General features: G+C 37.2%; 20 protein-coding genes. 9 read left to right on the top strand and 11 right to left on the bottom strand.

Annotated features, from left to right (window positions below):
* Positions 1-93 precede the first annotated feature (93 nt).
* From FNW07_RS09265 to FNW07_RS09250, 4 genes are read left to right on the top strand one after another with little or no spacing between them, the layout of a single operon-like run.
* Entirely contained in the window at positions 94-2,022 is a 1,929-nt protein-coding gene (locus FNW07_RS09265) for a BatA and WFA domain-containing protein (RefSeq protein ID WP_126742688.1), read from the top strand.
* Entirely contained in the window at positions 2,019-3,269 is a 1,251-nt protein-coding gene (locus tag FNW07_RS09260) for a dihydroorotase family protein (protein ID WP_126742689.1), read from the top strand. The genes FNW07_RS09265 and FNW07_RS09260 overlap by 4 nt, the downstream gene beginning before the upstream one ends.
* 10 nt (positions 3,270-3,279) lie before the next feature.
* Positions 3,280-3,606: a hypothetical protein gene (locus FNW07_RS09255; RefSeq protein ID WP_126742690.1), complete on the top strand. Its 327-nt coding sequence runs from the start codon at positions 3,280-3,282 to the stop codon at positions 3,604-3,606.
* Between the two features lie 6 nt (positions 3,607-3,612).
* Complete coding sequence (locus tag FNW07_RS09250) at positions 3,613-4,260, top strand: alpha/beta hydrolase (RefSeq protein ID WP_126742691.1); 648 nt, start codon at positions 3,613-3,615, stop codon at positions 4,258-4,260.
* A gap of 26 nt (positions 4,261-4,286) precedes the next feature.
* Here FNW07_RS09250 and FNW07_RS09245 read toward each other — a convergent pair whose 3' ends face one another.
* Entirely contained in the window at positions 4,287-4,802 is a 516-nt protein-coding gene (locus FNW07_RS09245) for a hypothetical protein (RefSeq protein WP_126742692.1), read from the bottom strand.
* Positions 4,803-4,872: 70 nt separating this feature from the next.
* Positions 4,873-5,637, bottom strand: a complete 765-nt coding sequence (locus FNW07_RS09240) for an MBL fold metallo-hydrolase (protein WP_126742693.1) — start codon at positions 5,635-5,637, stop codon at positions 4,873-4,875.
* Between the two features lie 90 nt (positions 5,638-5,727).
* On the opposite strand from FNW07_RS09240, the gene FNW07_RS09235 reads away from it, so the two are divergent.
* Positions 5,728-7,188, top strand: coding sequence for a TonB-dependent receptor (locus FNW07_RS09235; protein WP_126742694.1), 1,461 nt, complete (start codon positions 5,728-5,730; stop codon positions 7,186-7,188).
* 44 nt (positions 7,189-7,232) lie between these two features.
* Here FNW07_RS09235 and bcp read toward each other — a convergent pair whose 3' ends face one another.
* The gene (bcp, locus tag FNW07_RS09230; RefSeq protein ID WP_126742695.1) at positions 7,233-7,685 is read right to left on the bottom strand and encodes a thioredoxin-dependent thiol peroxidase; all 453 of its coding nucleotides are present in this window, start codon (positions 7,683-7,685) and stop codon (positions 7,233-7,235) included.
* A gap of 86 nt (positions 7,686-7,771) precedes the next feature.
* On the opposite strand from bcp, the gene nth reads away from it, so the two are divergent.
* A complete protein-coding gene (gene nth, locus FNW07_RS09225) occupies positions 7,772-8,431 on the top strand; it encodes an endonuclease III (protein WP_126742696.1) in 660 nt (219 codons plus the stop codon).
* An 18-nt stretch (positions 8,432-8,449) separates the two neighbouring features.
* On the opposite strand, the gene FNW07_RS13795 is transcribed toward nth, so the two are convergent.
* Complete coding sequence (locus FNW07_RS13795; protein WP_185964636.1) at positions 8,450-8,593, bottom strand: hypothetical protein; 144 nt, start codon at positions 8,591-8,593, stop codon at positions 8,450-8,452.
* Positions 8,594-8,649: 56 nt separating this feature from the next.
* Positions 8,650-9,234 carry an RNA polymerase sigma factor gene (locus tag FNW07_RS09220; protein ID WP_126742697.1) on the bottom strand — a complete coding sequence of 195 codons (585 nt, stop codon included), beginning with the start codon at positions 9,232-9,234 and terminating at the stop codon, positions 8,650-8,652.
* Between the two features lie 285 nt (positions 9,235-9,519).
* Here FNW07_RS09220 and uvrA point away from each other — a divergent pair, with 285 nt between their 5' ends.
* Complete coding sequence (gene uvrA / locus FNW07_RS09215) at positions 9,520-12,306, top strand: excinuclease ABC subunit UvrA (RefSeq protein ID WP_126742698.1); 2,787 nt, start codon at positions 9,520-9,522, stop codon at positions 12,304-12,306.
* A 49-nt stretch (positions 12,307-12,355) separates the two neighbouring features.
* Here the strand turns inward: uvrA and FNW07_RS09210 are convergent, their stop codons facing one another.
* Both FNW07_RS09210 and FNW07_RS09205 read right to left on the bottom strand, forming a co-directional pair.
* Positions 12,356-13,552, bottom strand: coding sequence for a M28 family peptidase (locus FNW07_RS09210; protein ID WP_255512740.1), 1,197 nt, complete (start codon positions 13,550-13,552; stop codon positions 12,356-12,358).
* Between the two features lie 27 nt (positions 13,553-13,579).
* On the bottom strand, positions 13,580-14,068 hold the full coding sequence (locus FNW07_RS09205) for a low affinity iron permease family protein (protein WP_126742699.1): 489 nt from the start codon (positions 14,066-14,068) through the stop codon (positions 13,580-13,582).
* A gap of 319 nt (positions 14,069-14,387) precedes the next feature.
* Between FNW07_RS09205 and FNW07_RS09200 the strand changes: the two genes are divergently transcribed.
* Positions 14,388-15,035: a hypothetical protein gene (locus FNW07_RS09200; protein WP_126742700.1), complete on the top strand. Its 648-nt coding sequence runs from the start codon at positions 14,388-14,390 to the stop codon at positions 15,033-15,035.
* Between the two features lie 137 nt (positions 15,036-15,172).
* On the opposite strand, the gene FNW07_RS09195 is transcribed toward FNW07_RS09200, so the two are convergent.
* From FNW07_RS09195 to FNW07_RS09180, 4 genes are all read right to left on the bottom strand, one after another.
* Positions 15,173-16,627 carry a lipopolysaccharide biosynthesis protein gene (locus tag FNW07_RS09195; RefSeq protein WP_126742701.1) on the bottom strand — a complete coding sequence of 485 codons (1,455 nt, stop codon included), beginning with the start codon at positions 16,625-16,627 and terminating at the stop codon, positions 15,173-15,175.
* A gap of 1 nt (position 16,628) precedes the next feature.
* The gene (locus FNW07_RS09190) at positions 16,629-17,909 is read right to left on the bottom strand and encodes a glycosyltransferase family 4 protein (RefSeq protein WP_126742702.1); all 1,281 of its coding nucleotides are present in this window, start codon (positions 17,907-17,909) and stop codon (positions 16,629-16,631) included.
* Between the two features lie 21 nt (positions 17,910-17,930).
* Positions 17,931-20,411 (bottom strand): YfhO family protein, encoded by a 2,481-nt coding sequence (locus FNW07_RS09185; RefSeq protein WP_126742703.1) that lies wholly within the window; start codon positions 20,409-20,411, stop codon positions 17,931-17,933.
* A 75-nt stretch (positions 20,412-20,486) separates the two neighbouring features.
* Positions 20,487-20,762, bottom strand: a complete 276-nt coding sequence (locus FNW07_RS09180) for a DUF4834 family protein (protein WP_126742704.1) — start codon at positions 20,760-20,762, stop codon at positions 20,487-20,489.
* Positions 20,763-20,883: 121 nt separating this feature from the next.
* Between FNW07_RS09180 and FNW07_RS09175 the strand changes: the two genes are divergently transcribed.
* Positions 20,884-21,849, top strand: coding sequence for a transporter (locus tag FNW07_RS09175; protein ID WP_126742705.1), 966 nt, complete (start codon positions 20,884-20,886; stop codon positions 21,847-21,849).
* Positions 21,850-21,853: the final 4 nt, after the last annotated feature.

Below are 21,853 nucleotides of genomic sequence, written 5' to 3'. Positions count from 1 at the left end.
ATTGATTGATAATTGACAATTGATTGTTATTTTTGAACAATAAGCCAGTGAACGCGGTTTAATATTGACTTTTGAAGTAAACAAAAAATCGGAATGCAATTCAAACACCCAGAAATTCTTTATTTTCTTTTCTTGCTGGTCATTCCAATTTTGGTTCATTTATTTCAATTACGACGTTTCAAAAAAGAGTATTTCACGAATGTCCGTTTCCTCAAAGAACTTTCCATTCAAACCCGAAAAAGCTCCAAACTTAAGAAATGGTTATTATTAGCCACACGATTACTGATTTTAGCGGCCGTTATTTTTGCTTTTGCCCAGCCTTTTTTTGCAGCAAAAGATAATAAAAGCAGTGCCAATGAAATGTATATTGTTTTAGACAATTCATTTTCGATGCAGGCCAAAGGCCAAAAAGGAGAACTTCTGAAAAGGGCCGTTCAGGAATTATTGGAAAACACACCGGAGCATCAAAATTTTTCGCTGATTACCAACTCGGAGACTTTTTGGAATACCGATATCAAATCCATCCAAAAAGAATTACAAAACCTCAAGTACAGCGCTTCGCCATTTTTATTGGAAAGTGCCATGGCAAAAATAAAATCCAGAAAATCTCCGTTCAATAAAGACGTAGTTGTCATAACGGATGCTATCGGGTTGGAACCAAAACATCTGAAGAGTGTCGACAGTACTTTCAATACCTACTTCATTACCCCCAAAGCAGAACAAAAAAATAATGTCTCGATTGATAGCGTTTTTATTCACCAGACTTTAGAAGATTTCTATGAAATTGGCGTAAAATTATCCGCTTATGGTGAGAAAACAAATGATCTTCCGATTGCTTTATACAATCAGAACAAACTTATTGCCAAAACCCTTACTAAATTTGAAGGCAAAATAAAAACCATCAACTTTACCATTCCAAAAAAGGATTTTCATGGCTATGTTACCATTTCCGATAATGGGTTGACATATGATAACATCTTGTATTTCAGCATTTCAAAACCGGAAAAAATTAATGCAATCAGCATTGGTGCACCGGAAAAAAGCGATTTTTTATCGCGTATTTACACCAGTGAGGAATTCAATTACAACAATTCGGCGCTGGCATCTTTAGATTATAATTCCCTTGACAAGCAACACGCGATAGTTTTGAATGAACTTCCGGAAATTCCTCAGGCATTGCAAACTACCTTGAAATCTTTTGTTCAAAAAGGAGGTAATTTAATTGTAATTCCAAGTGCTGAAAATCCTGTGTCAAATATCAACAGTTTCCTGTCAAACTTTGGAAAAATACAATTTGGTTCCATTCAGAATAACGAAAAATTAGTTACCGAAATTAGTTTTCAACATCCGTTATTCCGTTCGGTTTTTGAGAAAAAAATTGATAATTTTCAATATCCGAATACAAAAACATCTTTTGCTATAAACAGTTCCAACGCATCCATATTGGGTTATGAAGATCATAGTATTTTCCTAACTTCATTGCAAAACCAACTGTCTTCAGTTTATGTATTTTCAGCTCCCATCAATAAAACGAATTCTAATTTCCAGAATTCGCCCTTGATTGTTCCGACTTTTTATAATATGGCCCAAAACAGTCAGAAGACCGGCGTGGTGGCACTGACTATCGGTAACAATCAGCCTTTTTTGGTAGATGCCAAGCTATCGAAAGATGAAATTGTCAATATAAAAAACCCTACTGAAAAGTTCATTCCGGTACAGCAATTACTAAACACGAAAGTCAAACTTACGTTTAATGATTATCCGGAACAAGCCGGGAATTACGGAATATTTAAACAGGACCAATTTCTGAAAAACATCAGTTTCAATTACAACAGAACCGAAGGAAATTTAGCTTTGGCCGATGATAATATCCTTAACGATTATAAAGTAATCGACAGTATCGAAACTGTTTTCAATACCTTCCAAACCGACCGGACCAACAATGAAATCTGGAAATGGTTTGTTATTTTAACCTTATTATTTTTAGTTACCGAAGTATTCATACAAAAATTTGTAAAATGAGCCTAATCATCAGAGAAGCTAAAATTATTGACTCCGCAAGTCTTTTTCACAACCAGATTGTAGATTTACATATTGCTGAAGGAAAGATTGCAAAAATCGGTACCCATTTACCCAATTTCGAGAATATTAAAGAAATCAGGCTTGATAACCTCCATCTTTCGGAAGGTTGGTTTGACAGCAGCGTTTCGCTTGGGGAACCAGGTTTTGAAGAAAGAGAAACCATTGCTAACGGATTGGAAATTGCGGCAAAAAGCGGCTTTACAGCAATCGCTTTACAACCCAACTCCCACCCTATTATTGATAATCAGTCGCAGGTGCATTTTGTAAAAAACAAAGCCAATAACGCCGCAACAGAATTATTCCCAATCGGTGCATTGACCAAAGGAAGTGAAGGAAAAGACCTAGCTGAATTGTTTGACATGAAAAATTCGGGAGCCATTGCTTTTGGGGATTATAATAAAAATATGGACAATGCCAATCTGTTAAAAATCGGATTGCAATATGTGCAGGATTTCGACGGATTAGTGATCGCTTATTCGCAGGATACCAATATAAAAGGAAATGGTGTTGCAAATGAAGGTGTGGTGTCAACTCGTTTGGGACTGAAGGGAATTCCTACTCTTGCTGAAGAATTACAGATTGCAAGAAACCTGTTCTTATTGGAATATACCGGCGGGAAACTACATATTCCAACCCTTTCATCAGCAAAATCCGTCCAACTGATTAAGGAAGCTAAAGCCAAAGGACTAAAGGTTACCAGTAGTGTAGCGGTACACCATCTGGTTATGACTGACGAAAAACTGGATGGATTCGACACCAGATTTAAGGTTTCACCTCCATTACGTGCAGAAGAAGACAGAAAAGCATTAATTGCCGGAATCCTCGACAATACCATTGATATGATTACTTCCGATCATAATCCGATGGATATTGAGCACAAAAAAATGGAGTTTGATGGTGCCAAAAATGGTACAATAGGATTGGAAAGTGCTTTTGGAGCGTTGCTATCAGTATTACCATTAGAGACAGTAATTGAAAAATTAACAGCCGGCCGGAAAACATTCAACATCAACAGTAATACTATCTCAGAAGGAAAAAATGCAGGTTTTACGCTTTTCAATCCTGATGGAAATTGGACCTTTACAAAAGAAAGCATTTTGTCAAAATCAAAAAACTCAGCTTTTCTGGGAATGGAAATGAAAGGAAAAGTATACGGAATTTACAATCAGGGAAAACTGGTTTTATAAATAAAAACACATGAACAATACAGTAGAAGAGGGAAAAACAGCCGCAATAACCAGTTATATTTTAATTGTTGGAGTTTTTATAGCCATGTCGATGAATGGGGAAACCAAGAATCCGTATGCGTCGTTCCATATCCGTCAGGCTTTGGGTTTGTCGATTACCTTTATTTCCTTGGGCTTGATCATCAGTAATTTTGACAGCATACTGATCTCCGCACCAATGTGGTTGTTTGTTTCCGTTTTATGGACTTACGGCATATTTACGGCAATAAGAGGCGAGACAAAACCAATTCCGTTATTGGGAGATTTTTTTCAGAAATGGTTAAAAAACGTAGCATAATTATATATGAATTTATCCTTACAACATCTTGTTAGAGAACCGAAAATAAAACTAGACAAAAATCCATTATTGCTTTTATTACATGGGTATGGCAGTAATGAAGCGGATTTATTTTCATTTGCCAGTGAGCTTCCGGAGCATTATTATGTGATTGCAGCCCGTGCTCCCTATGATTTACAATACGGAAGCTACGCGTGGTACGCCATCAATTTTGATGCTGATGAAAATAAATTTTCCGATCATGAGCAAGCGAAGGTTTCACGGGATCTGATTATCCATTTTATCGATGAACTGATTGCCAATTTCCCTATCGATCCTAAAAATGTAACTTTGGTGGGCTTTAGCCAAGGCTCCATTCTGAGTTATGCTGCCGCGCTTTCCTATCCTGAAAAAATTCAAAAAGTCGTAGCCATGAGCGGTTATTTAAACACCGATATTATGTTAGATGGCTATGAGAAAAATGACTTCAGTAATTTAAAAATATTTGCTTCCCACGGCACATCGGATCAGGTAATTCCAGTTGACTGGGCCAGAAAATCCCCTCCAGCTTTGGAAAAAATGGGAATCAACACAACTTATAAAGAATATCCGATTGGTCATGGAGTATCCCCGCAAAACTTCTATGATTTTAAAAATTGGCTGTCAGAGCAATAAAAAAGGTTCCAATTCGGAACCTTTTTTTATTTTAAATGTTGTTGTTTTTGGTAAATGATACTTTGATTTACTTCAAAAGAAATACTTTCATCTTCGTTGACGAAGTATTTCAATAATACTTCCCCCCAATATTCCCCGTCGCTGAAATCAGCAATTATCCATCGGTGATTCAAAACTTTCACTTTATTAATGATAAACTTATTAGCCCCTAATTTCTCCTGCCCTGTATAGGGATTCCCATTGGGATCAGCGTTAAAATCCTTTAATTTTTCGGTAACAAATGGAATCAGTTTTTCATATTGGATAATTTTATCTCCACTTAAAGACTCGAAGTAGTTCTGGGCATTATCATTGTTCTCCAATGAAAAATAATTGGCATCAGCAAATCTACTGTTAAGTGAAGCTATGCTATCAGTCAATTTTTTGTTTTTAATCTCAAGTCTCGATTTAACATCTGCTGAAGATTTAGTGTAATACATATAAGTAAACACATTGAACAATAAGGCTAAAATAAAAAGATAGAGTAATAATGATTTTTTCATATGGAGTTTGCATTTGTTTTTTGGTCACTTTGGAAATAAGAACTTTTGGATAATATGCTTCATTTCATATTTAAAAATTTATTTCTAAATTATCGTAAGCTAAATAAACATTGGCAGGTAATTTTCGCTGCACTTCATCATGTAATCCCAAAATATGACTAATATGTGTCAAATAGGCTTTTTCAGGACGGACCAAAGCTATGAAATCTATGGCTTCCTGCAAATTAAAATGACTGTGATGCGGTTCTTCACGCAAGGCATTCACAACCAGAACTTTTAATCCTTTTAGTTTTTCCAATTCCGATTCCTCAATTGTTTTCACATCGGTGAGGTACGCAAAATCATCAATCCGATACCCGAAAACCTGAAGATTGCCATGCATCACATTAACCGGAATAACAGTCTTGTCGCCGATGACAAATGGATTGTTATTTTTAACTTCAATTGGTGTTACCGTTGGTGCGCCAGGATATTTATTTTCGGTTTCAAAAATATAATCAAAGCGTCTTTTCAGATTATCAATCACTCTTTGATGCGCATAAATAGGCATGTGCCCCTGCCTGTAATTAAATGGTCGGATATCATCCATCCCCGCGGTATGATCCGAATGTTCATGCGTATATAAGATGGCTTCCACTTTCTGACATTTGGATGTCAGCATCTGTTGGCGAAAATCAGGACCGCAATCAATCACAAAGGAATGATCATCCCAGGAAACCCAAACCGATACCCGCAATCTTTTGTCTTTTGGATTGGTACTTTGACATACGGAGTGATGGCTTCCAATTACTGGAATACCTTGTGAAGTTCCTGTACCTAAAAAATATACTTTCAACTGAGTTCTTTTTTACAAAAATAAGATTATTTATCTTTTATTGAAGCCCTATTTTGTTAACTTTGTAAACTAGTATAGCGATATATCAAAATGGACACGGAAATAAAGTTAAAAGGTGACAGAGTCATCGAACAAATACCATCTACAAAAGACAAAGCACTTCGTATCAATCTGAACGAAAACATCTATGGTACCTTTGCCGAAATTGGCGCAGGCCAGGAAACGGTGCGACATTTTTTTAGATCTGGAGGTTCTTCTGGAACAATTGCTAAAGCCATGTCAGCTTATGATAAGGATTTTAGTGATGCTATTTATGGGATTGAGGAAGATGGGCGTTACGTAACTGAAAGCCGATTGAAAAAGATGCTTTCGCATGAGGTTAATCTAATTGAGGAGCGTCTGAAAAGAGATAAGCATCCAAGCAAAATGTTTTTCAGTTATGCCAATACGGTTGCCACAATTGATTTTGCCAAGCAATTCAAAGGTCATGGTTGGGTTGGAATCCGCTACCAAATAGAACCTGACGAAGACTACAATGAAATTATCATCCATATCCGTTTCAAGGAAACTGATGCCCGTTTGCAACAGGAAACATTGGGTATTTTAGGTGTAAACCTGATTTATGGAGCCTATTATAAATACAACGATCCGAAAAGAATATTACGTTATTTATACGACCACCTGGATAAAGACCAGTTTGAAATTGACACCATTAATTTCTCTGGGCCTCGTTTTGCGAATGTAGACAATCGTTTGATGAGTCTGCAATTGGTTAAAAACGGAATGACCGATGCGGTAATGTTTGATCCAACCGGAAATAATATTTTACCGGCAGCCATACTGTACAAGAAAAATATATTGGCGCTGCGCGGAAGTTTCCGTCCGGTAACCAAAGTAAATATGGACATGTACGAGAAATCGTTGAAAATGTTCCTTAACGAAAGTAAAGTGGACAAGGATAACACCTTGGTTATTTTTGAAATTACGCTTTCCAACTTACGTTCCGACGGAGAAATTGACGAACGCGATTTTATGGACCGGGCCGAATTGCTTTGTTCTCTGGGCCAAACCGTAATGATTTCTAATTTCCAGGAATATTATAAAGTGGTTGAATATTTTTCTAACTATACCAAGGCCCGTATGGGATTGGCGATGGGTGTGAATAACCTGATTGATATATTTGATGAGAAATACTACCGTCATTTAAGTGGAGGTATTTTGGAAGCATTCGGAAAATTATTCTACCGCGACCTGAAAGTTTTCCTATATCCGATGTTAGGAGAAAACGGAGAAATTATCAATTCTGAAAACCTGAAAGTTCATCCTCGAATGAAAGAGTTGTATAAATTCTTTAAATTCAACGGAAAAGTAATTGATATTGACGACTTTGACCCTCACACTTTGGAAGTTTTCTCCCGTGAAGTACTTAAAATGATTAACAACGGTAAACCAGGATGGGAAGAAATGCTTCCTCCCGGAATTGCCGAACTGATAAAAGAACACCGTTTATTTGGTTTTGACCCCAGTAAAATGTTGGAACAGACGAACTAAACAAACATTATAAAAAAGCCAGGATGATTTTCCTGGCTTTTTATTCATTGCAATATCTGATTGGCGTGCGCTTTTGTTTTTACGTCTGTAATCACATCCTCGATTATTCCGTTTTCATCAATAACAAATGTTGTTCTGTGGATGCCATCATACTCTCTTCCCATAAATTTTTTCGGACCCCAAACACCAAAAGCTCCTATCACCGATTTATCCTCATCAGCCAATAACGGAAAAGGAAAATCGAACTTATCCTTAAATTTGCTTTGTGCTTTTTGAGAATCTGCACTCACCCCCAATAAGGCATAATTATTAGCCTGAAACCTTTCAAAATTATCCCGTAAGTCACATGCTTCCGTTGTGCAGCCTGGCGTACTGGCTTTTGGATAAAAGAAAACCACTAATTTTTTACCATTATAATCAGCCAAAGTATGTGTTTTTCCGTCCTGATCTAGTGCTGAGAATGAAGGTGCTTTATCTCCTTTTTTTAATTTTGTCATTGTCTGTCGTTTCAAATTGAAAATCAAAGTTACAAAATTAAAATCCGTACTTTCGTAATCCTAATTTCCAATTCGCATCCAAAAAAATGAACAAAGAAGAAAAAGTTCAATTTGTAATTGATACACTGGCCAAGTACTATCCCGAAATTCCAATTCCGCTTGACCACAAAGATCCCTACACCCTATTGATCGCGGTTTTATTATCAGCCCAATGCACGGATGTTCGGGTGAATCAAATCACACCATTACTTTTTGCAAAAGCCGATAATCCGTATGATATGATTAAATTGTCTGTTGGAGAAATTCAGGACATTATTCGCCCATGTGGTTTATCACCAATGAAATCGAAAGGAATCCACGGATTGTCACATATTTTAATTGATAAGCACGAAGGATTGGTTCCTCAAAGTTTTGAGGCCTTGGAAGCGCTTCCGGCTGTGGGACATAAAACGGCAAGTGTGGTAATGTCACAGGCATTTGGAGTTCCTGCGTTCCCCGTTGATACGCACATTCATAGGCTGATGTATCGCTGGAATCTGACTTCTGGCAAAAATGTAACAAAAACGGAAAAGGATGCCAAACGGATTTTCCCAAGAGAAATATGGAATGATTTGCACCTACAGATGATTTGGTATGGCAGGGAATATTCGCCTGCGCGAGGTTGGGACCTCGACAAAGATATTATCACAAAAACTATTGGAAGAAAAACAGTTTTGGAAGAATATTATAAAAAAACATCCCGATAAATAATACCGGGATGTTTCCTAATTAGCAATATTCTCGAAAGTCATGTTTCCAACTTTTACAATATTCAAGGCTTTTGAATAATTGAGCAAAAAACTTATCGTTTCTTTTTGTGGTAACATTTTTGGAGTTGCTAATGTTTTTTTAGAGTAAATTTTGGCCATAATTGATATACATTTTAGTTTATATCATTTATAACGCAGCAAATTCCAAAATAGTATTAATTGGTTAATATTATTTGATGTTTTTCAATAACTTTCCTCAAATTCATTAATGCATATCGCATTCTGCCAAGAGCGGTATTAATGCTAACGCCTGTTATATCTGAGATTTCCTTAAAACTTAAATCCTGGTAAATACGCATCACTAAAACTTCTTTCTGATCATTTGGAAGTTCTTCAATCAATTTTTTCAAATCATTTTCAACCTGGCTGATAATCATTTGGGTTTCTACGTTGGGCACATTATCGGTCATAATCGAAAATATCGAAAACTCCTCTGTTTCGCGAAACAATGGCATTTTTTTAGTTTTTCGGAAATGATCGATAATCAGATTGTGTGCAATCCGCATTACCCAAGGTAGAAATTTACCTTCTTCATTATAGGAATTTGATTTTAAAGTTTTGATAACTTTAATGAAAGTGTCCTGAAATATATCATCCGAAACATCCCTGTCAGAGATTTTGGAATAGATAAAACCATAAATTTTCGATTGATGCCTATTGATTAATGTAGCCAAAGCGTTTTCATCACCTGCTACATAACTTTTTACCAATATCGCGTCTGGGGTTTGTACATTAGCCATAAAAATACCTTTTAGTTTTGGTTTAAAATTTGAGAATTTCTCTAAAAAGTAGTTTTCTGTTTATAGGCAAATGTTAAATTAAGATTAATTAATACCCAAATGTAGTACAATTTTTTTTTACCGCCCAAAAAAAAATCAAAAAATTAACACATTAAATGCAATAAGTACTATTTTTAGTATGATATATAGAGTAAAATGAGGCGTTTACCTCTCATTAAAAACAGCTTTCAAAACCAAAATTGTCTGTTTAGATTTGATTATCTTTGTGTAAAGACACTTTTTTATATGCAAGTTGACATATCTACATTAGATCCCAAACGAAATATCATCATCAAAGGAGCACAGGTTCACAATTTAAAGAATCTGGATGTGGCAATTCCACGCAATAAACTAGTTGTGATAACCGGACTTTCCGGTTCTGGTAAATCCAGTTTAGCATTTGATACCTTATATGCCGAGGGGCAACGAAGATATGTGGAAAGCTTGTCTTCGTATGCAAGACAATTTTTAGGACGTTTAGACAAACCTAAAGTTGAGTATATCAAGGGAATAGCTCCAGCTATTGCAATTGAGCAAAAAGTAAACACTACAAACGCCCGTTCCACCGTGGGTACTTCAACAGAAATATATGATTACCTCAAATTGCTTTACGCCCGAATCGGTAAGACCTACTCCCCTGTGTCAGGTCGTGAAGTAAAGAAAGACACTGTTTCAGATGCGATCAATGACATCAAATCATTTGAAATCGACAGCAAATGGTTACTTCTTGCGCCGATCCACCTGGAAAATGGCAGGGCTTTGGAAGACAAATTAAAAGCATTATTACAGCAAGGGTTTTCGAGGATTTTGGTAAAAAATGAAATGATCCGGCTGGATGAAATCGACGGCCATTCACTTGACAACAAGGACATTCTTTTGATTATTGACCGAATTGTTGTCAAAGAGGAAGAAGAATTCTATAATCGTTTGGCCGATGCAATCCAGGCCGCATTTTATGAAGGCAAAGGAATCTGTTATCTACAGGAACTGAATAGTGACAAACGATTTACTTACAGCAGTAACTTTGAATTGGACGGGATTTCGTTTTTGGAACCCAATGTCCATTTATTCAGTTTTAATAATCCATACGGAGCCTGTCCCGTTTGTGGCGGTTATGGAAATATCATCGGAATTGATGAAGAGCTTGTGATTCCCAATACTGCTTTGTCTATTTATGAAAATGCCGTGTTTGCCTGGAGAGGCGAGAGCATGGGCTGGTATCGCGATGAATTAGTAAAACACGCTTATAAGTTTGACTTCCCGATACACAAACCGTATTTCGAACTAACACAAAATGATCGGGCTGTACTTTGGGAAGGCAATACCTATTTTACAGGACTGAATGATTTTTTCAAGGAATTGGAAGAAAAAAATTATAAAATCCAAAACCGTGTAATGTTATCGCGCTATCGCGGAAAAACCAAATGTTATGCCTGCAAGGGAAAACGTCTGCGCGAGGAAGCATCTTACATTAAAATTGAAGGCAAGACTTTATCGGATTTGGTTGATTTGCCTATTAAAAACCTGACGGCCTTTTTTGCTTCGATGCGTTTATCGGAATTTGACCAAAAAGTAGCGAAAAGACTTTTGTTAGAAATCAATAACCGTCTTAATTTCCTGGTGGAAGTAGGTTTGGATTACCTGACCCTTAACCGAAATTCAGCTACATTATCTGGCGGGGAATCCCAGCGCATCAATTTAGCAACATCGCTCGGGAGCAGCTTGGTTGGTTCCATGTACATTTTGGACGAACCGAGCATTGGATTGCATCCCAAAGATACAGAACGCCTGATTAAGGTATTGCTTTCGCTCCGTGATTTAGGAAATACGGTTATTGTCGTTGAACATGATGAAGATATCATGAAAGCAGCTGATATGATTATTGATATTGGGCCCGAAGCCGGAACGCATGGTGGAGAATTGGTTGCACAAGGAACGTTTGAGGAAATCTTGCAATCCGATTCACTGACTGCAAAATATTTAAATGGAGATCTGGAAATTAAAGTCCCCAGAACCCGGAGAAAATCGTCAACCTACATTGAAATTTTAGGCGCACGCGAAAACAATCTGCAAAATGTTGATGTCAAATTTCCTTTGGAGGTGCTTACTGTTATTACCGGGGTTTCCGGAAGCGGAAAAAGTACGTTGGTAAAAAAAATCCTGTTTCCCGCCATGCAAAAACAATTGGATGGTGTTGGTGAAAAAGCGGGACAATTCACAGAAATGCGCGGATATTATCATAAAATTCAGCATATTGAATACGTAGACCAAAACCCAATTGGACGAAGTTCCCGGTCAAATCCTGTTACCTATATCAAGGCATATGATGACATCAGGGATTTATTCGCAAAAGAAAAATTATCAAAAATCAGAGGTTACCAACCCAAACATTTTTCTTTTAATGTCGATGGCGGCCGTTGCGAAACCTGTAAAGGAGAAGGTTCCATCAATGTCGAAATGGTTTTTATGGCCGACGTGCAATTACCTTGTGATACCTGTAATGGTAAGCGGTTTAAGAAAGAAATCCTGGAAATTTATTTTGAAGGAAGAAATATTGATGACATCCTGACGATGACCATTGATGATGCGGTAAGCTTTTTTGTGGAAACCAAACAAACTAAAATCTCCCAAAAACTTCAGCCATTACAGGATGTCGGTTTGGGTTATGTTCAACTGGGACAGTCATCGTCGACACTTTCCGGCGGAGAAGCGCAGCGTATCAAACTCGCTTCCTTTCTGGTAAAGGGAAGTACCAAAGACAAAGCGCTATTCGTTTTTGATGAGCCTACCACAGGACTTCATTTTCATGATATCAAGAAACTTTTAACCTCTTTCGATGCATTAATAGACAAAGGACATTCCATTATCGTAATTGAACACAATCTAGACCTGATCAAATGTGCCGATTATGTAATAGATTTAGGGCCGGAAGGCGGAGAAAACGGCGGACAGATTTTAGCTGTCGGAACGCCGGAAGAAGTCGTAAAAAATAAAGCTTCGGTGACCGGTAAATATTTAAAAGAAAAACTATAATCCGTAAAAAAGCCTTCATCAACTGAAGGCTTTTTTAATCTTATTCTAACTAATTCAGGACTATTTTCTTAGTAATCCTTTTACTTGTTGTTTCCAATACCCCAAGATACATTCCTTTACTGCATTCATTTACGGTAATTGACTCGATCTGTTTAGCCTGTTGAACCGTTTTTGAGAATACTGTTTTACCTTGCAAATCGACTAATTTAAACGTATAGCTTTCTTCACTTAATGTTCCTATATTGATATTCAACAACTCTTTCGTTGGATTCGGAAAAAAACTAACCTGAAAGTCATTAGCAAAATCATTAGTAGCTAAAACTGTACTCGCTTTTGCAAAATGCATCGCAGCGCCCACTGTTGCTTTTGCAATGTTGTAAACGTATGTGGGATCCATATTTACCAATAAATCATTAGCAGTATGTCGGTACGGGCTTTCGTTTTTTTCAAAAAAACCGGTAATTATCTCATTATTGTCTTCAAAAGGCATATAATCTGAAGCATACGCATAGTTCAAATACGTGCTCAACGGAGAATATAAGCCTACACACGCAATCAATTCGTTAGTAATCGTATTAGAAGCGGCATTATTGGTGGTTGGACTCCCGGTATCACGTTCACAGGTAATGGTGTTATTGGTCATTCCGGCCACCCCACCTACTTCATCGATATTCAGTACCAACCGGATATCCATCTTTGGGGTCGTCCCGTTTACAACAGAAGATACATAATGCTGGCTTCCATACAGCCCATCTTCTTCCCCGCTAAAATTGATAAATTTTATAGAATACTCGGTGGAAACATTTTGCAATAAACGGGCAGTTTCCAAAAGAATAGAAGTCCCGCTACCATTGTCATTTGTTCCCTTTCCGGTAATTGAATCATAGTGGCCACAAATGATAACATAAGTATTTGGATAAAGTGTTCCAATTTTGGTAAGAATCAGATTTTTACAGGCTGAAGTAGAACCCGAATATGTGTAAGAGTCTTCGACAATTTGTCCGGCAGTGTATCCGTAGCTTAAATATTTATTTTTAATCCAAGCCAACGTATTTGCCAATGAAGTTGTTCCTCTACGTTTTACACCCAAGGCTTCAAATTCGGTCAGGCTGGTCAGAACATTGGAACTCGAGCATTGCCCGACGACGGAACCATAAGCTGGGACGTAGGTTTGTCCATTCGCAGTACCATAACACATTAAAGCGATACAACTGTATATTGAAATTTTAAAAAGAATTGATTTCATGAGTAGGTTTAGGGGTTATGCATATTACTATTTTTTTCTGGTCTTTTTTTCCGGTTTATTAATTTTTTCTTTTTTAATCATATTGAGCTCTTCAGCTTCGTCTATCGAGTGTGAAATCCGCAGGCTGTCCTCTTTTTTACTCAAACGGCTTAACATTACATAATATTTCTGCAATACCTGCATCTCTTCTTCAGTCAAATCTTCCACATCTACCAAGCGGTTACTGGCATATTCATGAGAAGCAACCAATTCATTCAGTTTTAATTGTACGGCAAGTGAATCTTTATTTTGGGCTTTCTGAATCACGAACACCATTAAAAAGGTGATAATCGTTGTTCCCGTATTAATCACCAGCTGCCATGTTTCCGAATAATCAAAAAATGGCCCGGTGGCTGCCCAAACAAGTACGACTCCCAAGGCACAAAGAAAAGCAGGCGTGCTACCGGTAGCTTTCGACACTTTGGAGGAAAATCTATCAAAAAAATGAGGTTTACCTGCTTTCGTTTTTTTCAACATGATAATTTTTTTGTTTTAAAAGTTTAAAGATACATAAATTTTAAAAAAAGTAAAGTATTTATATTTTTTTGGTAATAAAAATAAGAAATACCATCATGAAAACCGCGTATTAATGAACGAATCATAATTTAAAAATCAAAAAGTCAAAAATAAATTAAATTATTAAACACGCAACTGTTTTATTATCAAATAATTATACCGCCATTATAAAAAACGCTCCTCAGACTTTGTTTTTTTGGCACGCTACTTGAATATACCAAATCAAATAAAGCGGAAGCCGAAAAGCTCAAGAGTAGGCAAAACTCAAATTATATTGATTATGAAAAAAATTACCCTTTTAGTAGCTAGTATCTTTCTGGTAGGAAGTGTAGCGAATGCTTCAGAAATAATCAATTTTTCTGATGAGAGAAGATTACCTGTAGATTTTAGAGATGCAGATCCAATCGTATTTACAGAAAGAGGAATTGAGTTCTTTGTTTTTCCTGACGGCCAATTCGATTTCAATACACGCCCTTCAACTGGCGATATTTACTATAAAGCAAACCGAAGAGGAGCTGTAAATGCTACTCATGGGGCTCCTGCACAAGTACAAAACGGCAACTATGGTGTGCGTGTGGAGCATGATAATTTTGGACGCGTAAGACGTGTCGGGAATGTATTCATCAACTATGACGGAAATGACCGAATCAAAAGAATTGGTTCTGTTTATATGACCTACAACCGGATTGCCTTGACTCAGGTAGGCGGCTTACAGATTATTTACAACCGTCACGGTCAGATCATCGACATGGTGGGCGATGTAAAAGGACGCAGAAGCAACGGTTGCAGCCAAGGCTATTACAGCAATGAATACGAAAACAATTCTACTTCAAACGACCAGGATTACTATTACTACAAAACCGATGGTACCAAGGTTAAAGTGGAAGACGATGCACAAAAATTAGAAATCAAAAAAGATAAAAAATAGTTTGTTTGGTTAAATGGTTTGAAGAAAGGCCCGTTGATATTCCTAATCAGCGGGTTTTTTATTGGGAGCTTTTTCCTGCTGTCCACTATATCCACGCAAAAAAGCGTGGGATGCCGTTTCCATCAGGGCTAGGGAATTTACTTTTTGATATACTTCCGGATGACCTGATTCACCTCAGCAGAAACAGCCATTTTATAATTGGCAACAACATACACTAATGTAATGAGAACTGATTTCAGGACAATATTTACAATCGGCTGAAATGGGAAATCCCAAAAATAGAACGCTAAAAAAACGGCAATAATAATCCCGAAAGATTTAGCCGTGTTGGATGTAAATGGATATAGTTTCATTTTCTTAACCACAAACACAAGTTTTATCGTATTGTAAACCATCACCGAAATTAATGTTGCCCAGGCTGAACCCACAATTCCATACGGCGGAATCAATATCATATTCAAGACAATCATCATAAAAACCAATAAAAGCCCAAAAAACAAAACCATCCGGTAATATTTGGTATTCAGGATGATCGCATTATTATTTCCCAAAATGACGTCATAGAACTTGGTTAATCCAATGATGAAAACCACAATAACCCCACCAGTATAATCACCCGGAATCAATTTATACAATTCCTGGATGTTCAGAAAAATACCCAGCATGACCAATCCCCCAAAAACCTGTAAGTTGATGGCGCTTTTCTTGTATAAATCATCCAGTTCTTCGTGCTTATTTTCGTTCATCAATTTAGCAGTAATCGGATAGATAATCTGCAGCATCGCCCGACTGGGAACTGCAATTACCGTTGCAATGAATATAGCTACCGAATAAACCGCATTATTTTCAATCTTAATGTAAAGAGGAATCATCACTTTATCAAAATCCATCAATAAGACTGCCACGCTTCCGGATAAAATGATAAAAAAGGAATATCCAACAATCTCCTTTATATTATGCGGAATATGGAATTTTAAAACCGGCGCTTTTATATACATCGCATACGTTTTCATCGCAACAAGCTGCAAACCGTAAGCCCCCGAAAGCGCATAAATGAAAGTGTCTTTCTCAATCCAGTCCCAATGCACGGCGAAAAGCAAAATCATGACCACAATCCGGACTACGACTTCACTGATGAAATTCCCAAAAACGGACTTCATATGCACTTTTACCCACGCATAATACACCTCAAAATAACCCATACAGATTCCTATTATCGGAATCAGCCATAAGAACGGACTTATTTCAGGGTTTTTCCGAAGGATGAAAAAAGCAATCTGATCGTAACAAAAATAAGTGATTGCGGAAATAGGAACAATTAAAAGCAACGGCATCACGAGCATAAAACTCAGAAACTTTTCCCGTTCTTCCTCAGAGTTGCATTTCGAATAAAATCGGATCAATGTACTGTGTACCCCAAAAGCCATCAACGGCATCATAATATTGGCTGCAGAAAGCAAAAAGGCCACCATTCCATAATGAGTTTTTCCCAAAAAATTGGTGTATAAAAACAATGCATTAATCGCCCCGATCCCAAAACCGAAATAGGTAATGACTGTGTTTTTAATGGATTGATTTAATACAATTCCCATATTATCGTTTTAATAAATTGGCGAGTTTTTCCGTCAGGTTTTTTCTGGAATATTGTTGAAGTCCTACTCCGTGCGATTGTAATTTCCCTTCTAAATACTGACTGTAATAGGACAATAGGGTGTTTTTCAATCGCTCCTTTTCATCGTACTGAACAAACACACCCGTATTGGTATTTTGGATAATCTCGGCGAAATCAGAATCCTTCGGGCCTACAGCAATAATGGGTCTTTCGGAAACCATATATTCAAATAATTTCCCCGGAATAATACTTTTAGTTTCTTCCGAATCGATTTCAATCAATAATAAAACCTGTGACTTTTTTTGGTGTGTAATTGCTGCATCGTGTGAAACAAGTCCCAAATTATTCAAATATGAAGTTAGTTGAAAATTTTCAATGGTGTCCAAAACTTCCTGGCTTACCGTCCCTATTAATTTCAACTGAAAATTGGCCGCGAATGAATCATTCTCTTCAATTAATTCAGCCAATGACTGCCATAAAATTCTCGGATTTCTTTCCGATAAAAAAGAACCGATATGGGCTATTGTAAATTTTTCGTCCAAAGCCTGCTTTCCAATTTTCTCCACATCAAAACCATTTGTAATGATCTCAATCGGTTTGGAAGTTAGTGTTTGGAATTCGGCTTTAGTTGTTTTGCTGGTCACTAAAATAGTGTCGGCAGTATTTAATACCTGGCTTTCTAATTTCTTATGTTTTTTTTCTGCAAAAGATGATAATTTCAACGCTTTATGATAACCAATCGTTGTCCATGGATCGCGAAAATCAGCAAACCAGGTAATCTTTAATTTTTGCTTTAATTCGAATCCAATCAAATGCAGACTGTGTGGTGGACCCGATGTAATGATAGTATCGATATCATGCTCCTGAATGTATTTCTCCAGAAAAGACACGGAAGGCTTTACCCAAAAAACCCGGGCGTCCGGAATAAAAACATTCCCTCGTATCCAAAGCAGTGACTTCTCTAAGAAAGATTGTTTCTTTTGATTGGGAATAATCCCGGAACTGATTTCTCTGGCTTTATTTTTTGAAAAAATCGACGCCCATTGGTAGGGTTCAACAATTTTTCGTTTCACAATAATCGCTTTTTCAGATACTTCCGAAAGCAACCCAATATCCATTATCGGATAGGTTGGATTTTCAGGAATATACACAATCGGCTGAATGCCAAAATCAGGCAGGTACTTCACAAACTTCAACCACCGCTGAACTCCGGGTCCTCCCGCTGGTGGCCAATAATAAGTGATGATAAGTACTTTTTTCATTATGATGGATTCGGTTAAAATTTAAACGTTAACCTTCTTCTTATTTTCAAAATAAATACCACCTGCCAATAACAATATCATTGCTATGGAGCTGAACAAAGCTATGGCACTTCCGGTCTTCACCACTTCTGGTTCAAATTTGAATTCGATGGTGTGTTTTCCTGCCGGTATCTGTAACGCTCTCAAAACAAAATCGGCTGAAAAATACTCGGTAGCTTTTCCGTCAATATAAACATGCCATCCTTTTGGATAATAGACTTCAGAGAAAACTGCCATACCTTCATTGGTATTGTTGGATGTATATTTGATGTAATTGGGTTTGTAGGTATCTACCGTTATGGTCGCCAGACTGTCCGCCTGAATAGCATTTACTTTTATTGTCTTTTTCCAGCTTTCATTAACGATTGCGACTTTCTTAGAATCAAAACTGCTTAAAGCTTTCATTTCAGCATCAGGCGAATTAACAAATTTTACTGAATCGACAAACCATGCATTTCCGTTGGCATTTGGATTCGTAATAGGTACGCTTTGTCCATCTTGTGTTTGCAGCAGTAGATATTTTACATTCAATGCATTCAGAATCGGAATATTTTTGGTCAGACTCATTGTTTTTGGATCCACGTTTTCTCCGATATTACCCAACTGCTGATCAACCTGATAATCAAAAACCTGATTGTAACGTCTCGGTCTCACCGCACTGTAACCTCCCACCGATTTATGGAAATATGAGGTTCTACCCTGTAATCTTCCCTGAATTTCATAAACCCTGAAAATCGATTTGTCTTTTAAAATTTCAACATCTGCCGGAGTTTCCTGGAATGGAACATCCACTTCGTAGGCGCTTTTAAATTGTTCAGGCGTATTGCTCACATATTTTTTATCAACAAAAAACAAGTCCCCCACCATAAATACTCCTATAATAATGATAGCCGTATTCTGAGCCAATCGTCCTTTAATATGAAACCACAGCGCAATAAAAGCTACAATCATAAAAAACCCGGAACGTAATAAATCAGCAGTATACAAACTGATGCGGTCTTCTTTCAATACATCCAAAAAGGCTGATCCGGCTTCTTTTCCATAGGTCTGAATAAAATATTCATCATTCTCGGTCGAAAACGAAAACATGCTTTTTGCCAAAAACAACAAAACAACCAAACCAATTGCTGTTGCGCCTGTATAAAGCAAGGATTTTTTTTGATTTTCATTCTCTTTAAAAAACGATTGCAGTCCCATTACAGCAAGCACCGGTATGCATAATTCCAACAGTACTTGTATTGACGAAACCGCTCTGAATTTGTCATACATCGGAACATATTGAATAAAGAAATCTGTTAAGACAGGAAAATTTTTACCCCATGAAAGCAGCAAAGACAGAATTGCTCCCGCGAGAAATGCATATTTAATAGTACGTTTATCATGAAATAAAGCTAAGATACATAAGAAGAAGACAATAGCGCCAATGTAAGCTGGCGCTGCAACCATGGGTTGCGATCCCCAATACGTCGGTCCATTTTCGGCAAATTGTTTCGCCTGTTCATCCGTAGCACCCTGGCCAACCATAAATTCATACAATTTACTGTCGGTGCCCACATTTTCAGAACTCGAACCACCAAAAAGACGGGGCGCGATCAGGTTCAGACTTTCGGCGACACCATAACTGTATTCGGTGATATAATCATTTGACATGGCAGCCGTCGTAGTATTTTTGGAACCATCAGGATTAAAAGACAATTCGCTTTTTCCCCGCATACTGAAATCCGCATATTCCTTAGTAGCCAACAAACTTGTAGCATTTACGCCGACGGCCAAAATGATGGCAACCAGAAATGTTCCTGCTATTTTCGGCAAAGAAGCTGCCTCTCTATTTTTTATTATTTCATACAAAAAGTAACAACCCAAAACCAATAGCAGCAATAGTAAGTAGTACGTCATCTGGAAGTGATTCGCATTGATTTCCAATGCAACCGCCAGCATGGTCAGTAATCCGCCTTTTATATATTTTTTATTAAAAACAAGAATAAAACCGGCAATTACTAATGGCATATAAGCAATGGCATGCGCTTTGGCATTATGTCCAACACCAATAATTACGATAAGATAAGTGGAAAGCCCAAATGCCAAAGCACCAAAAAATGCTTTCAGCGGATCCGTTTTCAATACCAATAATAAAGCATAAAAACCTAGGAAATAAAGAAATAAATAATCAGCAGGACGAGGAAGAAAACGCAACATATCGTCCAGTTTCCCAACATAATCATGTGGATAATTAGCTCCCAACTGATACGTTGGCATGCCACCAAAAGCGGAATTGGTCCAATACGGTTCTGCATGTTCAACAGCACGGAAATCGTTTTGCTCTTTGGCCATTCCGGTATATTGAACAATATCGGATTGAGAAATTTTCTTGCCCTGAAGGACCGGATAAAAATAAATTAAGGAAATTAAAACAAAACCCAATAAGGCTAAAGCATGAGGATAAAACTTCTGAAGTGTTTTCATTTTTTATTTTTAGTAGGATGTAAAAGTAAAAAATAAATAGTACAATTCTGAAATTTAAAAACAGCAATTAATGCCTTAATCTAATTCCTCAAAGTCAACATATTCACCGACTTTTTTGGTCTCCCGGGGTTTGGTTGCATTGGAAGTATCAATAACAATCTCCTCACGATTAGAGGTCGTATGAGAGGTATGAGTGTTTTGATATTGCTGCTGAAAATTCTGTCCGGCTTTATCAACTACTTTTTTAACAACAATTGGAAGAAAGATACGGGCCAAGAATTTGAATATATAATAAAAGGCTACAATGTAAACCAGTGTTTTTAGAAATCCGTTGAAAGAGGCTGTTTCCATGATTAGAAATATTTTGACAAAAATAATAAATCCAAAGGTCATAATTAAAATATCAATCTTAAATAAATAATAAAATATAGTACATTTGAACTGCGTTTTAGTGTTATTTAAAAGATAAAATATGATTCCTACCAAGTCAACCGTACTGTTTTTTGCCCTGCTGACAACGACTTTAAATTACGGCCAGTTTACCGATGTCATTAATTCAAATCGTCCCGGTGAGTCATTAGCTGCTTTTTCTGTAGGAAAAACAGTTATTCAGGCAGAACTCGGTTTTTACGGAATCCGCGAGAATCACGACCTTTTGCATTATGAAGCGGACGGTTTTGGGTCGGATTTGAGTATACGTTATGGCGCTCTATTGGAACAATTGGAATTCAGCGTAGACTTCCAATATCAAAAAGACTGGTATAAGTCCGCCGACTTACATGAAAAAAGAAGCGGCCTGAAACAAACTACTATAGGAGCCAAATTCCTTTTTTATGACCCGAACAAAAAACCGGAAGGCAAACCTGATCTGTACAGTTGGAAAAAAAATCATAAATTCAGCTGGAAAAGTTTCATCCCAGCAGTGGGCCTTTATGCCGGTTTGAATTTAAATATTGGAGATAATCCTTTTGCATTTCCGAACGAACCAAAAATGAGCCCGAAAGCCGTATTGTTAACCCAAAATCAATTTGGAAGATATGTATTGGTTGGGAACGTCATCGCAGATAAAATCGGAACGGATTACTCATCCTATGCCTACATCATAACTTTAACCAGAGGATTTAACGAAAGATGGTCCGGATTTGTGGAAAACCAAGGAATTATGGGCGATTATTATTCAGATGTTCTTGTTCGTGGTGGAGCTGCGTACCTGATTATGGAAAATGTTCAGCTTGACGCTTCCATTGGAACCAATTTCAAAGACACTCCTTCCTTATTGTTTGCAGGTGTAGGACTTTCATGGCGTTTTGACGAAAATTACAGCGAGGTAATGCTTCGTGTCCCTAAGAAAAAAAGCAAAGAAGACAAGAAAAAAGAGAAAAAAGGAAAAAAAGATAAAAGCAAAAAACGTTTAGACGAAGTAGAAGGCGATAAATAAACAC

It is taken from the genome of Flavobacterium sp. GT3R68 (assembly GCF_007109225.1).
Taxonomy (GTDB): domain Bacteria; phylum Bacteroidota; class Bacteroidia; order Flavobacteriales; family Flavobacteriaceae; genus Flavobacterium.
The sequence above is the reverse complement of the archived record's forward strand: the minus strand, read 5'-3'. Positions and strand labels throughout refer to the sequence as shown.

Coding starts and splice junctions, on each gene's coding strand:
- FNW07_RS09250 (WP_126742691.1), top strand. CDS start 3,613: ATGAATTTATCCTTACAACATCTTGTTAGAGAACCGAAAATAAAACTA.
- FNW07_RS09180 (WP_126742704.1), bottom strand. CDS start 20,762: ATGGAAACAGCCTCTTTCAACGGATTTCTAAAAACACTGGTTTACATT.
- FNW07_RS09235 (WP_126742694.1), top strand. CDS start 5,728: ATGGACACGGAAATAAAGTTAAAAGGTGACAGAGTCATCGAACAAATA.
- FNW07_RS09260 (WP_126742689.1), top strand. CDS start 2,019: ATGAGCCTAATCATCAGAGAAGCTAAAATTATTGACTCCGCAAGTCTT.
- FNW07_RS09245 (WP_126742692.1), bottom strand. CDS start 4,802: ATGAAAAAATCATTATTACTCTATCTTTTTATTTTAGCCTTATTGTTC.
- FNW07_RS09200 (WP_126742700.1), top strand. CDS start 14,388: ATGAAAAAAATTACCCTTTTAGTAGCTAGTATCTTTCTGGTAGGAAGT.
- FNW07_RS09220 (WP_126742697.1), bottom strand. CDS start 9,234: ATGGCTAATGTACAAACCCCAGACGCGATATTGGTAAAAAGTTATGTA.
- FNW07_RS09175 (WP_126742705.1), top strand. CDS start 20,884: ATGATTCCTACCAAGTCAACCGTACTGTTTTTTGCCCTGCTGACAACG.
- FNW07_RS13795 (WP_185964636.1), bottom strand. CDS start 8,593: ATGGCCAAAATTTACTCTAAAAAAACATTAGCAACTCCAAAAATGTTA.
- bcp (WP_126742695.1), bottom strand. CDS start 7,685: ATGACAAAATTAAAAAAAGGAGATAAAGCACCTTCATTCTCAGCACTA.
- FNW07_RS09205 (WP_126742699.1), bottom strand. CDS start 14,068: ATGTTGAAAAAAACGAAAGCAGGTAAACCTCATTTTTTTGATAGATTT.
- FNW07_RS09255 (WP_126742690.1), top strand. CDS start 3,280: ATGAACAATACAGTAGAAGAGGGAAAAACAGCCGCAATAACCAGTTAT.
- FNW07_RS09265 (WP_126742688.1), top strand. CDS start 94: ATGCAATTCAAACACCCAGAAATTCTTTATTTTCTTTTCTTGCTGGTC.
- FNW07_RS09210 (WP_255512740.1), bottom strand. CDS start 13,552: ATGAAATCAATTCTTTTTAAAATTTCAATATACAGTTGTATCGCTTTA.
- FNW07_RS09190 (WP_126742702.1), bottom strand. CDS start 17,909: ATGAAAAAAGTACTTATCATCACTTATTATTGGCCACCAGCGGGAGGA.
- uvrA (WP_126742698.1), top strand. CDS start 9,520: ATGCAAGTTGACATATCTACATTAGATCCCAAACGAAATATCATCATC.
- FNW07_RS09185 (WP_126742703.1), bottom strand. CDS start 20,411: ATGAAAACACTTCAGAAGTTTTATCCTCATGCTTTAGCCTTATTGGGT.
- nth (WP_126742696.1), top strand. CDS start 7,772: ATGAACAAAGAAGAAAAAGTTCAATTTGTAATTGATACACTGGCCAAG.
- FNW07_RS09195 (WP_126742701.1), bottom strand. CDS start 16,627: ATGGGAATTGTATTAAATCAATCCATTAAAAACACAGTCATTACCTAT.